This window comes from Sediminibacterium sp., from assembly GCF_051860225.1.
GTDB lineage: Bacteria > Bacteroidota > Bacteroidia > Chitinophagales > Chitinophagaceae > Sediminibacterium.
Window position 1 is genome coordinate 1,500,920 of record NZ_JBHYEI010000001.1, and the last position, 15,073, is coordinate 1,515,992.

The window sequence follows — 15,073 nt, forward strand, 5'->3', positions numbered from 1 at the left end:
ATGGACAGGAGAAAATCGATTAAGGCACTAATGATTGGTACCGTTGGTGCCGGTGTTTTGGTAGAAGCCTGCACCAGTGCCGATAAAAAAAATATTGCTGACTCAGCAGATGCATCATTAGATGATCGCATGCAAGAAGAGAAAGCTTACTTAGCCAAAATGGCCAAGGAAGATAAATTCTTCAATGAACATGAAATGGCTACCATTACTGTATTGGGCGATATTATTATGCCTAAAGACGAAGTAAGTGGAAGCGCCAGTGATGCTAAAGTTCCGGAGTTTATAGAGTTTATTGTAAAAGATATGCCTTCGCATCAAACCCCATTACGTGGCGGATTGCGTTGGTTAGATTTACATTGTTATAAGCTTTATGAAAAAGCATTTGTGAACTTGACTACAGCCCAACAAATAACGGTTGTAGATAGTATTGCTTATCCAGAAAAAGCAGCAAAGGAATTGGCACAAGGTGTTTCCTTTTTTAACTTAATGCGCGATTTAGTAACCACTGGTTTCTACACCACTGAAATTGGTATCAAAGATTTAGGCTATGTAGGCAATGCCCCCAATCAATGGAATGGTGTGCCAGATGAGGTATTAAAGCAATACAAATTAGCGTACACAGAAAAAGAATTGAAAGAGTGTTTGAGTTTTGATAAAGCGTAAAGATTTTCTTATTTATTTATTGAAAGATATTTTTCTATCCTTTTGTTATAAGGATCTAGTTTTTTTGCCTCACTAAAGCAAGCAGATGCAATTTCTTCTTGCTTTAGTTCGTAGTGGGCAATCCCTTTAGTAATAAGAATATCAGCCTTTGTTTCAGTATTGTCTGGATTCATTAAAAGGGCTAAACTACAATCATTTCCTGCTTGCACATAATTTTTCTTATTAAGGAAAATTAGCGCACGTTGATGATATGCTTCAGGAAATACTGGTCTTAGGTAAATTGCATCTTGAACAAAACTTAATGCAGTATCATAATTTTTTTGCGCCATCAAGACTTTTGAAAAATTTAATCTGAGTATACCTATATAGGGTTCTAACAAGAGGGCTTCTTCGCAATATTGGGATGCTAATTGGTATTTATTTTCCTGTAAGTAAACTAGTCCCTTTTCACTAATTGCTTCTGCATAGGCAGGTACTTTATTTAAGGCTTTGTTGATGAGTTCAAGTTTTTGAGTTGTATTATTCGTATTTCTTGCTGCCATTAGTGCTTCATATGCAATCTCTTTTTTATCAGCATCATTTTCTAATAGTAAGGACACCCAGATGCTATTGCCAGCAGCGCTATTCCATCCCCTTGAAACTGCAGCATATCTTTTTGATTTAATGGGATGGGTAGGTGGACCATCTGTCTCGTTTAAAAAACTAAATATTGATTCAGCTTCATTTTCTTTTGCTCCCAGCTTTTGTAAAATGAATCCAGCAAATTCGTCAGCTTCAATTTCTTTATCGGGTCTACTCCCAATTCCATCCAGTGAATGCCCATTAAAGTGATGACCAAGTTCATGTGCCAATACGCCTGTTACAAACCATTTATTATTGGTGCGCTTTTGAAAGTTTTCAAGAAACTGTCGGTCAAATTGAATGAATCTTTCCTGACCGGTTTCATTGTTGAAACAAACAGCAGCGCAGTTATTAAAGTTTTGTAATGCAACCAATCGGAATCGATTGCGCAGACCTACTACACTGGTTATACGTGCAACCAATTCATTCATCCATTTTTCGGCATTTTCATCTGATACTTCTGAAGCCGGTACAGGCTCATAATTGGCACTACTCCCAAAAAAATTACAAGCAAAGCTTAACTTATTGTGGGTGTCTTTTTTTACAATAGATTGTATGCGAGTCTTTTTCTGTGCTGTTATTGAAACTGCAGATAATAGTAGGCCAAAAAAAATTAGTGTTCTTGTTATCATACCATGAAATTCCCCTATTTTTTAAAATAACAAATACCGTCTCAACGGTATTTAATCTATAGTTGAGAAAATTACTTTCGGGTGAAGAATTAGCATGATGCCTAAAAAATTAACCTTAATATTTCTACCTGTTTTATTGATTGCCTATTTTTCTTGTAGTGAGCGGCAGAAGATTGAATCCAAAGTGTATAAGGTTGAATCAAACAAAATATTTGAAGCCAAAAGACTTTTGTTGCAAGATCGTTATCAATTTAAAATGCTTTATGAATTTTCTGAAGGATTAGCTTGTTTTGAAACAGATAGTTCAGTAGGTGCTATTGATAGCTCCGGTAAATTTATCCTTGAATTTAATTATGCAAGGGCTTTAAGTCCGTTTAGTAAAGGATTGGCGGTACTTACTCATAAGCATCCAGAAGAACGACGTTCATTTGTGAACTTATCTGGAAAGATTGTTTTTAATGCCTGGGAGAACGGACTTTTATACATTGATCCTTTTGATGAATTTGGATATTCATTTGTAACGGATAAAAAAGGTAATAGAGGTTTACTTGATACAAACTTTAAATTGGTTTTCCCTTTGAAATATGAGTTCATTTATTCTCTTCATTTCAATCGATTCTTACTTACAAAAGACTATAAATCTGGTATTGCTGATAGGAATGGGAAATGGTTGGTTGCCCCTCGTTTTGATGAAATTGAAGCATTCACAGTAGATAAAAAAATGTTTGCAAAAGAAAATGAACAATGGGGAATCTACGATTCAACTGGAAAAATTTTACATACCTATGATTGTGATGGCATTTTGTACACTGGAGGATTAATTATGTTGAATAAGTGGAAGCAATCAGGAGGAAGTGATATGGCGCTTGCTGATACTGCTGGTAATATAGTAGTTCCATATGGGCGATATGATGAGTGTAGTAGTTCTCACGACGGATTGACTCTAGTATATAAACGGTATGAAGATAATGGATCTGTATTGACTAAAAAGATACTTCGTTTTGGATACGTGGATTTAAAAGGAAATGAGCGGATTCCATTGCAATATGAAGACGGATATTCATTCCAAGAAGGATTAGCAAAAGTAAAGAAGAATGGTAAATGGGGGTATATTGATACAACTGGGAAAGTAGTGATACCAATAAAATATAACAAAGCTGGTTTGTTTTACAACGGATATACCACTGTGGAGTTGGATGGTAAACCAGCTGTAATTGACCAGAAAGGGGAAGTGTTCATTCAATATTAATCTAGTTATGAATAGTAGAATTATTTTTTCATTGATGTTATTTTTTTTAGTTGCCTGCAATCAGGGTTCTAATAATCAAGTAGATGAAAATGGAAGCGCTGGTAATGCTGGAGATATGGCCGTTTCTGATTCCGTAGAAAAGCAAATTGCAGCCTTGTCTGATGGAGATTTTGTAAACCGAAAGTTTGTTCGTACCTCAGCACTGACCTTCAAAGTAGACAATGTGCAAACAGCCACAACGGCAATACAAAAGATTGTTCGAGAAGCGGCTGGATTCATTGTTTATAGCAAAATGAATAGCCAAATTAACCAAAGAGCTGTAACGGAATTGAGTAGAGATTCTGCTTTAGAATCAGTACAATATACGGTGCAAAATCTCCTTACAATACGCGTACCAACTACCCAGTTTGATACTGTACTCTCCAAGATATTACCACTTGCTAACTTTCTTGATGATCAAACAATTGAATTAGATGATGTTTCATTTCAAGTGCTAAGCAACAATATGACTATTCGTAGAGCAGTGTCAGGTTCAAAAAAGAAACAAAAAGAATCCAACGTAAGCAATATCTATCAACAAGAAGAAGCTGATCGTGCCAAGGTAGATAATTTGTCTTTGAATGACCGAATGAAATACAGTGATATCAGATTGTCTTTCTCGCAAAGACCTTTGGTTAAGCAAACTGTCATACCCAATGAGAATCACGCTATGGAATATCATCCAGGATTTGGTAATCAATTGCGGGCAGCATTTATTGATGGATGGTTATTGGTGGAATGGCTGTTCCTAACCATCATTAAATCATGGTCAATGATATTGGTGGGTTTGACTATTTGGTTCCTTTATCGAAAATACAAACAATAGCTTTTAACTTACACCACTTCCAGGATTAATATTTTCCTCAGGATTTACAAAATGCAGTTTACCATTCGCATCCTCGGCCATTAAAATCATACCATTGCTCTCGATGCCGCGCATTTTACGTGGGGCTAAATTGCATACCACAGTCACTTGTTTACCTACAATATCTGCTGGTGCAAAATGCATGGCAATACCAGAAACAATGGTGCGGGTTTCAAAACCAAGGTTCACTTGTAGTTTCAACAACTTATCGGCTTTCTCTACTTTTTCTGCAGCCACAATGGTGCCCACTTTCAAATCGATTTTGGCGAAATCATCAAATACGATTCCGGGTTTAACAGGTGATTTGTCTGCGGTTTCACCAGTGATTGCAGTTGCTGTTTCAGCTATTGTAGCGCTCTGGGTATTACTGGTGTTGCTAGTTGTAGCAATGGTTTCTTTATTCACAGCAGCAGCTTTTAATTTTTCTATTTGTTTGGTGATTTCTTCGTCTTCAATTTTTCTGAATAATAATTCAGGCGCACGCAAACTGTATCCTACGCTTAATAATTTCATACTGCCCGCATTTTCCCAATTCAATATCTTGTCTACCACTTTTAATAAGTAGCAAATTTTCTTTGCAGTAAAGGGCAAGAATGGATTTGACAAAATTGCAAGGTTAGCCGTTAACTGTAAACAGATATGCAAACAGTTATTGATCAATTGTTGAGCTGCTGGATTTTCAGCTAATTGTTTGGCTAAAATCCATGGCTCTTTTTTCTGCATATATTGATTCCCTATTCTAGCCAAATTAATTACTTCAAATTGGGCATCCCTGAATTTATAGTCTTCTAATAATTGCTCAACTTTTTGTTTGCTTAGTTGGATGGCTTCAATGGTTGCATGATCTAACTCGTCTAATAAATCATTGTGCAATGGCGGCACTTTCCCATTGCATAGTTTGTGCATCAATACCAATGCACGATTGATGAAGTTACCGAATATGCTTACCAACTCACTGTTATTGGCATCTTGAAAACCCTTCCAAGTAAATTCGCTGTCTTTGCTTTCGGGTGCAATGGCAGTTAAGTAATACCTCAAGGTATCCGCCAGCTGTGATCCCCCGTTTTCTGGCTTGATGAAATCGTTGATATAGTCTTCCATTTCGAGTTTCCAGTTTCTACTGGTACTCATTTTGTCTCCTTCCAAATTCATGAATTCATTGGCAGGGACATTGGTAGGTAAAATATTACCATGCAATTGTAACATCACCGGAAAAATAATGCAATGGAAAACAATATTGTCTTTTCCGATAAAATGGATCAGCTTGGTATCTTGGTCTTCCCAATAAGGTCTCCAATCTTTTCCCGTATTTAATGCCCATTGCTTGGTGGCACTGATATATCCAATCGGCGCATCAAACCATACATACAAAACTTTGCCTTTGCCGCCTTCTACGTCACTAGGTAAAGCAACCCCCCAATCTAAGTCGCGGGTAACGGCTCTGGGCTGCAAGCCTCCATCAATCCAACTCTTGCATTGTCCTACTACGGTAGAACGCCAATCATTGCCATGATCTTCTATAATCCACTTGCGTAAAAAATCTTCGTGTCTGTCTAAAGGAAGGTACCAATGTTTGGTTAACTTTTTAATAGGTGTGTTGCCACTTAGCGTGCTCACTGGATTAATTAATTCATCGGGGCTTAAGCTCTTTCCACAGCTTTCACACTGATCTCCATATGCAGCTTGAAAACCACAGTTGGGGCAGGTTCCTTTTATATAACGGTCTGCTAAAAAACTTTGTGCTTGTTCATCATAATATTGTTCCGACTCTTTGGTAATTAAGTCTCCTTTATTATTTAATGCAGTAAAAAATTCACTGGCAGTTTCATGATGAATAGGTGAGCTGGTTCTATGATAGATATCAAAAGATATTCCTAGGTCATTAAAATTTTGCTCTATGATGGGATGGTATTTGTCTATAATGGCTTGTGCAGTCGTTCCTTCTTTGGTAGCCTGAATTGGAATGGCTGTTCCATGTTCGTCGCTTCCACAAACAAATACTACGTCTCTTTTTTGTGCCCTTAAATAACGAACATATATATCAGCAGGAAGGTATGCTCCGGCCAAATGGCCTATATGTTTTAATCCATTGGCGTAAGGTAGTGCCGCGGTAATCAAATATCTCTTTGGTTGCTTCATATTCGGTTGCTTCTTAATCTAAACTGCTTGTTGTAAGCGGCAAAGGTACTAAAAGCAGATTTATTTGGAAATTCCAAGAATTGCTATAATTTTGATATCATATTAATATTAAAATGAAAAATATGGAAAAGACCATTAAAGCAGCACAAGGGTTCATGGTTTTGTTGTTGGTGACTATTTTATTAGTAGTAGGTATTTATGCGCTCACGCAAATAAAAGGAGCTGAAGATGGCTTAAGATATGCCCTTATTTGGGGGGCAATTATTGATTTAATTGTAGTCTTCTTTTTATTGTTGGGCTTGGTGGTTGTGCAACCCAATACCAGTGTAGTGCTTACTTTTTTTGGTAAGTATGTAGGTACGGTTAAAGACAATGGACTATTTTTTGTAAACCCTTTGTACACCAAACAAAAAGTGTCGCTGCGTTTGCAAAGCTTAGAAAGTACCAAGTTAAAAGTGAACGATAAGTTAGGTAACCCTATTGAAATAGCTGCGGTGATACTTTGGCAAATAGAAGACACTTATAAAGTATGTTTTGATGTAGTAAACTTTTCTAGTTATATGACCAACCAAAGTGAAGCGGCTTTGCGTCATATGGCATCTACCTGCCCTTATGATAGTATTGATGATGAACACGCAGCAGTAACCTTGAGAGATGGTGGGGAAAAAGTTATTGCGATGTTAGAGTCTGAATTGAACGAACGAATGCTAAAAGCAGGTATTGTTATTAAAGAAGCCCGTATTAGCCACTTGGCATATGCGCCAGAAATTGCACAAGCCATGTTGCAACGTCAACAAGCGACTGCCATTGTTTCTGCTCGTAGCAAAATTGTAGAAGGAGCGGTAGGTATGGTTGAAATGGCTTTAGATATGTTGTCTAAAAAGCAAGTAGTAGAATTAGATGAAGAACGTAAAGCAGTAATGGTAAGTAATCTATTAGTTGTGCTTTGTGGTGATAGGGCAGTGTCTCCAGTAGTGAATACAGGAACATTGCATCAATAATAAAATGATTTGTTTTGAGTAAGAAATCTTTTGTTTTAAGAATAGATCAACAAACGTATGCCGCCCTGGAAAAATGGGCGGCAGACGAGTTTAGGAGTGTGAATGGTCAAATTGAAATGTTGATTGATCAGTCTTTGCGCAATGCAGGTAGAAAAAAAGAAGGCATAGCTATCAAACCTAAACCCAAGAAAAATACCTAAATGAAACGACAGTCCTTTTTGCAGATGGCAGGAATGGGATTGATGGCCCTGCCTGCATTAGCTTCAGCTGCTGGAAATAAAAGTAGAAAAATTAAAGTTCCTCCTAATTTAGAACCAGGCGATACGATTGGTATCACTTGCCCTGCTGGTTTTTCTTTATTAGAAACCATTCAACCTTCTATTGATTTAATTCAAAGCTGGGGCTATAAAGTCAAAGTAGGAGATACGATTGGAAAGATGGATCATACATTTGGCGGGACTGATGCAGAAAGAGCTGAAGACTTCCAACAAATGATGGATGACCCAAGCCTTAAAGCAATACTTTGTGCAACAGGTGGATATGGTGCCGTAAGAATGATAGACTTTTTAGACTTTAAAAAATTTAAGCATTCACCCAAATGGATCATTGGTTTTAGTGATATCACTGTATTACATAGCCATTTGCACCAAGTGGTGCATGTAGCTAGTTTGCATTCAAAAATGTGCGGCAGCTTTCCCAAAGATTGGGCCGCAGCGGATGAAGTTCAGCAAGCAACCATTTTATCCATTAAAGATGCATTAGAAGGAAGAAAAATCAACTATCCATCTATTTCGGTAGAGCATAATAGAACAGGAACAGCCAAAGGATTGTTGGTTGGCGGGAATTTGAAAATTCTAGAAAACCTAAATGGTTCCGCTTCCATGATCAACACCGATGGAAAAATTTTATTTGTAGAAGATGTGGGTGAGCCCTTGTACAATATTGATCGCATGTTTTGTAATTTATTGCGATCGGGAAAGCTGTCTAATCTAAAAGGATTGATTGTGGGAGGCTTTAGTAATATTAAAGTAGATAATCCTGCTGTTCCGTTTGGACGAGATATTTATACCATCGTCAAAGAAAAAGTAGCTGCATTTAATTATCCGGTTTGCTTTGATTTTCCGGTAGGGCATATCAAAAATAATTTTGCATTGAAATGCGGATTGCCTCATCAATTAATGGTAGAGAATAATCAGGTATTACTCACTGAAATTTAGTGATCATTGCAATAACGAAACAATACCATAAAATGTATTTATTATGAGAAAGCAACTAATATCAATTCATCACTTTTTTGTTGCTATTATTTTAATGGCCAAAGGGTTTGATAAAATTCAACATCATCACAGCTTTATAGGATGGACAATTCTAATATTGGGTATAATCAGTTTGATCTATTTTATTTTTATAAAACTTTCAAAAAAACCACACTCATTATTGGAGTTAATTATACATCTATTTGAAAGTATTGCTTTATTCTTGACAACCTATATTTATTTTCAAGAAGGTAAAACTTTGTTACCTTATGTCACGTTAATTGCAGGGATAGGGTTTCTTATTGCAACATTTATCCACTTAAAAGGACATAAAAAGTTACGAGCCGATAAGATTTCCAATCCGAAAAATTGTTAGCCATGATTAAGATTCCGCCATACCTAAAAAAAGGGGATACTATTGCCATCACTTGTCCTGCAGGCTATATGGAAGCCGAAAAAATAAAAACCTGTGTGGAAACGCTGCAACAATGGGGCTTTCAAGTGATGATTGGTAAAACGGTAGGAAGTAAGTCTACCAATTATTTTAGTGGTACAGACGAGGAACGCAAAGATGAATTGCAGGCTTTACTAGACGAGCCATCTATTAAAGCGATTCTTTGTGGAAGAGGTGGTTATGGCGTTACTAGAATCATTGATCAACTTGATTTTTCTTCTTTCAAAAAAAGTCCAAAATGGATCATCGGCTTTAGCGATATCACTGTTTTGCACGCGCATCTATTAACTAAGTGCAATACAGCTTCATTACATGCACCTATGGCGAATGCATTTAATGAGGGGGGAGTAACACTGCCTTATGTGCAGTCTTTACAAAAGGCTTTGAAAGGGACTAAAGCATCATACAGTTGTGCGCCGAACACTATGAATCAATTGGGCAAAGCAATCGGTGTATTGATGGGAGGCAACTTGGCATTGATTGCTCATTTGGTAGGTTCTAAAATGATGTATAAAACCAAGGGCGCTATTTTATTTTTAGAAGACGTGGGAGAGTATGCCTACAATATTGACCGAATGTTCATTCAACTAAAAAGGGCCGGAATTTTAAGTCAACTCAAAGGATTAATATTGGGCGGATTTACCGATCGAAAAGATACCACTCGTCCTTTCGGAAAAACAATTGAGGAAATACTGAAGGAACATATTGCTGAATTTGATTATCCAGTTTGCTTTGGATTCCCGGTTAGTCATGATACCGAAAATTATGCATTAAAAGTGGGAGCAACCGTTGAACTAAGTATTACTGCAAAAACCGTTAAACTGAAAGAAATCGGTTAATTAATCATTAGCGCAAGATTTCATCTAATTTATCTTGCATCAACTTGAAGCTATTTAAGTTCAAATGCGTGCCATCTTTAATGGTGATGAATTCGTCGCTTTTTTTTAAATGTGCAGTAAAACGTTGTGCATTGCTATAGGAGATCACCCCATCTTCGGTTCCATGAAAAATGGTGACAGGTGCAGTTACTTTTTGAATATACTCGTTGCTTGGAAATTTAAAGTGTAGTAATTTTTTTAATGGGTACATGAATAAATATTGACCCAATAAAGTTTCCATGCTATAATAAGGTGTTTCTAAAATCAGGTGTTTGCAATCTCTTACGGAAGCCAACTGGGTAGCAATACCAGTACCTATAGACTTTCCGTAAATAATTATTTGCGAGGGGTTATATCTAAGCTTGGCTAACATATATAATTGTAATGCCCCTTCATATAAATTAGCTTCAGTCAATTCACCAATTGATTTCCCAAATTTGGGGTAATCAATCATCCAAACTTCGTAATTATTAAGCGTGAAATTTTTAGCAAACTCCGCATAATGCCCAATATTTTTCCTGTTTCCATGAAAATACAAGACCACTCCTTTTCTAATTGAATCTGGCACTGTAAAATGAACTACATGAAATTTGGTTACTGCATCTAAGGGAATTACCGACTCCTGATAAGGCTGATTGAATTGATAGCTACTATCTTGATCAAATGCTTTGGGATGAAATAATAAATGATCCTGAAGTATAAATAAAACAGATCCAACTAATGCATAAGCTAAGAGGATTAGTTTAATGTAAAATGTAATTTTTATTTTATTCACGGGGCAAAGTTAAGCAGAATGCTCACTCAATATTTTAGAATATCTCTAATAAAATTATGGTATTCATTAAAGGAAGGTAAGTTGTTATGACCACCACCATGGATACTGATTAATGTGATTTTATGTGGATTAAGGGCCTGTAGTTTTTGGCTCTGTTTTATAGGTATTAGCCAATCTTTTGTTCCGTGGATGATATAAGTATGGCAGTTCACTTTCTTAATCCATTGATCGGTTTGTAATTTATATCGTAGTGTTAGTTTGTGTGGTATGAATGGAGTAAATCTTTCTGCCACTTTGATAAAACTATAATAGGGGGCATCTAAAATTAAATAACGCGGCGTATTGTCAGCAGCAATTTTAGTAGCAAATCCACTTCCTAAGCTTCTACCATAAACCAATATATGGTGTTCTGGATATTTTTGCTTGAGTGTTTCATATACAAATTGCATGTCGGCCAACATTTCACGCTCACTTCTTTTGCCCGTACTCTTGCCAAATCCTCTATAGTCTACCAAAACTACATCGTATTGATATCGATAGAAATCACATGCATATTTTGCCCAACCTTTGATGCTTCTAGAATTTCCATGAAAGTAAAGTATCAAGCCTTTTGGTTCTTCCACAAAAAAATGAAGCCCATTGATTCTTACTCCCTCAGTTACATCAAAAAATAATTCTTCAAATGGGGCATCGTATTTGTATTCAAAATCTTGTGCTAGTTTTTCAGGTTTGAAAATGAGCTTTTCTTGAATTAAATACCCTATTAATACAATAAGTAAATATCCAATAACAATGTATAGTATAATTGTACTCATTTTATTTACTCTTCTCCCTCAGGGAAAATCCTAGATAGTTTCATATTGGAAACAGGTGCTACAATCAAAGGGAATTTTTCAATGGTAACATTACTCGGGTCTAATCCAAAACCTCTTTCTTCACTCAAACTGATTTCTTTCAACCAGAAATATAATTTCATAATGACCCGCTCAAAGAAAGGAAGTTCATTGTCTTGGCTCAAGTATTTTTCTAAAACAATAAATTGGAAGTCGCCTACAATATTATTCTTTTCTAAACTTTCATAACGGCTAGTAATATTTACCTCTTTATTCTTAACCAATTCTTCTACCACTTTGCGGAACATCAAATTAATTCTATGCTCTACTCTGAAGCCTAACCTGAATTCAATTCGAATAATGTCGTTGGGAATAATATGTTCTACATTGTATTCACAAGTGTAAGGATCATCTAAAACATCAACGTGTACAAACCAGTATATATCGGCTCTTTTAGGTTTTTTATTCAGGATAGAATAAATGATTTTGTGCTCAATTTCATTATGGTTATTCGCACTGGTCATGTATACCAAGTGGGTGGCATATTTAGGTATGCTTTTATCGTTGCTCAGTTCTTGAATCATTGGAATATAATTCTCTAAGCGAACAAACTCCACATATCTATTCTTAATTTTTCTACTTCTATACCAAACATACATCACAGCAAATAATGCTCCTCCAACTAGAAGAGTAACATAGCCTCCGTGCACAAATTTTTCCATTAAAGCAATCAAAAAGGCAGATTCATAGATAAGGTATCCAAATAGAAATATATAGATCCAAACCGAAGCAGTTCTTTTTAAAACTAAAAAATTTGAAAATAAAATAGTAGTACTCAACATGGTAACTACAATGGCCAAACCATAGGCAGCTTCCATCTTAGAGGACTCTCTAAAGTAAAGAACCACGCCCAAGCAGCCAACAAATAGTAGCAAATTAATACCTGGTACAAATAACTGACCTCTTTCTTCCGAGGGATAGCGCACTTTCATTTTAGGCCACAAATTCAATCTTAGGGCTTCACTAATCAGCGTGAATGAGCCTGAAATCATTGCTTGACTTGCAATAATAGCAGCAGAAGTAGCGATAATTACCCCAAATAAAATAAACCATTGTGGCATTAAATCATAAAAAGCATTGATGCCGAATTGCGCTTTATTGGCCGCGTTTACTAACAATCCTTTATGGCTACTTAATAATAGTGCCCCTTGGCCAAAATAATTCAATAATAAACAGGCTTTTACATAAATCCAGGAAATACGAATATTCCCTCTGCCACAATGACCTAAGTCGGAATACAACGCTTCCGCACCAGTAGTACAAAGGAAAACAGCCCCTAATAACCAAAATCCATTCGGATAAGTAATTAATAATTTGATACCATAGTAAGGATTCAACGCTTTAAAGACCGATAAGTCGCTACCCAGGTTAGATATACCTAAAATTGCTAACATAGTAAACCAGATCATCATAATAGGTCCAAAAAGTTTACCAATACTGGCTGTACCAAACTGCTGCATAAAAAAGATAGCAGCTAAAATGGCAATTACAATTATTACAATACTATCTGTTGTAATTGCCCTCATTGCAGGCAACTCTTTCAATCCTTCAATGGCAGAAGTAACCGAAATGGGAGGCGTAATAATCCCATCTGCTAACAAAGCTGCTCCACCAATCATAGCTGGTATGACCAACCATTTTTTTCTTCGTCTTACCAAGGCATACAAAGCAAAAGTACCACCCTCTCCTTTGTTGTCGGCGTTCAAGATCATTAAAACATACTTAACAGTAGTCTGGAGTGTAATCGTCCAGATAATGCAAGACAATGCACCAATGATTAATTCTTCCGAAATGACTCTATTAGTAATGATGGCGTTGAAAACGTAAAGTGGAGATGTTCCAATATCACCGTAAATAATTCCAAGGGCAATTAAGAGACCGGCAGCGGAAACTTTGTTGATATTTTTACTCACAAAACAGGCTTTGAAGCATTTAAGCAATTAGATCTTTAACAAATGTATGGGTAAATTGTATAAACTAATTAAACTGTACAAAGCGTACATTTGAAATTATAAAGAATACTTTATGAAAAGGTCATTTCTGCTTAGTTTAATCTTGGTTTTAGGAAGTTTTTTGTCTGTTTCGGCCCAAAATATTGTTTATTCTGAGCCCGATAGAGACGATCCCAGAACCTTGAATTTTGAAGTGGTAGGCAAAATGAACGGTAAATTCCTCATCTACAAAAATGCCAGGGACGACCATTTCTTTTCTATTTATGATACAGATATGAAGTTGAGTGCTAAAGTGAAAATGGATTATTTGCCTGAAAGAGCCAAAATTTTGGGGACTGATTTTGTATCCTACCCCGATTTTGCCTATTTCATTTATCAATACCAATTGAAAAATGTATACTATGTGATGGCCGCTAAAATTGGGTCAGATGGTAAAATAATGGCTGATCCAATCTTATTGGATACAACCGCAGGTTTGGGGTATGCTGCTAATAATAGGATCTATACTGTCTTAAATAGTGAAGACAAACAAAGAATCGCTGCATTCAAAGTAAGTACCCGTAATGAAAAAGAACATGTGATTACTTCATGTGTTTTTGACAAGCAGTTAACACAATTAGAGAAAGTTAGGGTTCCCATAGAAATGCCAGATAGAAATGATTATTTGGGCGAGTTTGGTCTAGACAATGAAGGAACATTGGTGTTTTTAAGGGAATCAAGTGTAGCCCAGAATGAGAGCATTAATAAAGTAAGCTTGGTGGTAAAGCCTTTAGGTAGTATTAATCCCACAATCAGTGAAGTGAAAGTTAAAAGTCTATTTTTAGATGATACTCGAATTAAAATAGACAACCTCAATAAAAAAATCTTAATCACTTCTTTTTTTAGTAAGCAAAAGCGGGGCAATATTGATGGTTTGTATTATACCCTTTGGGATAAACAAACAGGTCTAGAATTGTTAAATGCAACGACTGTTTTTTCTGAAGAATTTAGGGCAGATGTAAGAGGAGAGGGTTCTGCAAAAACAGCATTCAACGATTTTTATTTGAAGAATTTGATTTTACGCAGAGATGGCGGTTTCATGATGATTGCAGAGTCTGCATACATGAATTCTAGAGGAAATACATTTAATCGTTGGGATATGATGAATCGTTCTCCCTTTTTTAATCCATATGTTGGTTCGGGATTGGGCTTTGGGATGGGAGGATTTTATCCATATGGCTCGGGCTTAAATGCCTATCCTTGGGGCAGTCCGTGGGGTTTAAATTCAATGGGCCCAAATAATGTAACCCGTTATTTTTCCGATAATATTGCCATCATTTCCTTTGAACCAGATGGGAAGATGGAATGGAGTAACGTAATTAGAAAAACCCAATATGATGACAATACAGATAATTATATTGGATATGGGCTAGTAAATTCTGGAGATCAAATTCGGTTTTTATTTAACATTCAGGATAAAAGAAGCAATATATTAACTGATCAGTCACTTTCTCCAAAAGGTCAAATTGATCGTAATCCAACTATTAAAAACTTAGAAAGAGGGTATGATTTTATGCCAAGACATGCTAAGCAAACAGGATCTCGTCAAGCTATCATACCTTGCATGTTTAGGGGGTATACCTGTTTTGCCAAAATTGATTATTAATTTGCAGTACT

Annotated in this window: 14 protein-coding genes; 9 read left to right on the plus strand and 5 right to left on the minus strand. The window is 36.2% G+C overall.

Annotated elements, in window-relative coordinates; translation table 11 throughout:
* Positions 1-663 carry a gluconate 2-dehydrogenase subunit 3 family protein gene (locus tag ACTIEI_RS06475; protein ID WP_439505470.1) on the plus strand — a complete coding sequence of 221 codons (663 nt, stop codon included), beginning with the start codon at positions 1-3 and terminating at the stop codon, positions 661-663.
* A gap of 8 nt (positions 664-671) precedes the next feature.
* Here ACTIEI_RS06475 and ACTIEI_RS06480 read toward each other — a convergent pair whose 3' ends face one another.
* Positions 672-1,916 (minus strand): hypothetical protein, encoded by a 1,245-nt coding sequence (locus ACTIEI_RS06480; RefSeq protein ID WP_439505471.1) that lies wholly within the window; start codon positions 1,914-1,916, stop codon positions 672-674.
* Between the two features lie 94 nt (positions 1,917-2,010).
* Between ACTIEI_RS06480 and ACTIEI_RS06485 the strand changes: the two genes are divergently transcribed.
* A complete protein-coding gene (locus tag ACTIEI_RS06485; protein WP_439505472.1) occupies positions 2,011-3,165 on the plus strand; it encodes a WG repeat-containing protein in 1,155 nt (384 codons plus the stop codon).
* 7 nt (positions 3,166-3,172) lie between these two features.
* Positions 3,173-4,030, plus strand: coding sequence for a DUF4349 domain-containing protein (locus tag ACTIEI_RS06490; protein ID WP_439505473.1), 858 nt, complete (start codon positions 3,173-3,175; stop codon positions 4,028-4,030).
* 3 nt (positions 4,031-4,033) lie between these two features.
* Here the strand turns inward: ACTIEI_RS06490 and metG are convergent, their stop codons facing one another.
* Positions 4,034-6,208, minus strand: coding sequence for a methionine--tRNA ligase (gene metG / locus ACTIEI_RS06495; protein ID WP_439505474.1), 2,175 nt, complete (start codon positions 6,206-6,208; stop codon positions 4,034-4,036).
* 122 nt (positions 6,209-6,330) lie between these two features.
* On the opposite strand from metG, the gene ACTIEI_RS06500 reads away from it, so the two are divergent.
* Genes ACTIEI_RS06500 through ACTIEI_RS06520 form a run of 5 tightly spaced genes read left to right on the plus strand, consistent with a single transcriptional unit; the run spans position 6,331 to position 9,758 of the window.
* Positions 6,331-7,209, plus strand: coding sequence for an SPFH domain-containing protein (locus tag ACTIEI_RS06500; RefSeq protein ID WP_439505475.1), 879 nt, complete (start codon positions 6,331-6,333; stop codon positions 7,207-7,209).
* A gap of 14 nt (positions 7,210-7,223) precedes the next feature.
* Entirely contained in the window at positions 7,224-7,409 is a 186-nt protein-coding gene (locus ACTIEI_RS06505) for an Arc family DNA binding domain-containing protein (RefSeq protein WP_439505476.1), read from the plus strand.
* A complete protein-coding gene (locus tag ACTIEI_RS06510; protein WP_439505477.1) occupies positions 7,410-8,426 on the plus strand; it encodes a S66 peptidase family protein in 1,017 nt (338 codons plus the stop codon).
* 43 nt (positions 8,427-8,469) lie between these two features.
* The gene (locus ACTIEI_RS06515; protein ID WP_439505478.1) at positions 8,470-8,841 is read left to right on the plus strand and encodes a hypothetical protein; all 372 of its coding nucleotides are present in this window, start codon (positions 8,470-8,472) and stop codon (positions 8,839-8,841) included.
* Positions 8,842-8,843: 2 nt separating this feature from the next.
* Positions 8,844-9,758: a S66 peptidase family protein gene (locus ACTIEI_RS06520; RefSeq protein ID WP_439505479.1), complete on the plus strand. Its 915-nt coding sequence runs from the start codon at positions 8,844-8,846 to the stop codon at positions 9,756-9,758.
* A 7-nt stretch (positions 9,759-9,765) separates the two neighbouring features.
* On the opposite strand, the gene ACTIEI_RS06525 is transcribed toward ACTIEI_RS06520, so the two are convergent.
* From ACTIEI_RS06525 to ACTIEI_RS06535, 3 genes are read right to left on the minus strand one after another with little or no spacing between them, the layout of a single operon-like run.
* The gene (locus ACTIEI_RS06525; protein WP_439505480.1) at positions 9,766-10,572 is read right to left on the minus strand and encodes an alpha/beta hydrolase; all 807 of its coding nucleotides are present in this window, start codon (positions 10,570-10,572) and stop codon (positions 9,766-9,768) included.
* A gap of 26 nt (positions 10,573-10,598) precedes the next feature.
* Positions 10,599-11,387, minus strand: coding sequence for an alpha/beta hydrolase (locus ACTIEI_RS06530; protein ID WP_439505481.1), 789 nt, complete (start codon positions 11,385-11,387; stop codon positions 10,599-10,601).
* 5 nt (positions 11,388-11,392) lie between these two features.
* A complete protein-coding gene (locus ACTIEI_RS06535; protein WP_439505482.1) occupies positions 11,393-13,378 on the minus strand; it encodes a KUP/HAK/KT family potassium transporter in 1,986 nt (661 codons plus the stop codon).
* A 112-nt stretch (positions 13,379-13,490) separates the two neighbouring features.
* Between ACTIEI_RS06535 and ACTIEI_RS06540 the strand changes: the two genes are divergently transcribed.
* The gene (locus tag ACTIEI_RS06540; RefSeq protein WP_439505483.1) at positions 13,491-15,062 is read left to right on the plus strand and encodes a hypothetical protein; all 1,572 of its coding nucleotides are present in this window, start codon (positions 13,491-13,493) and stop codon (positions 15,060-15,062) included.
* The last annotated feature ends 11 nt before the right edge of the window (positions 15,063-15,073 follow it).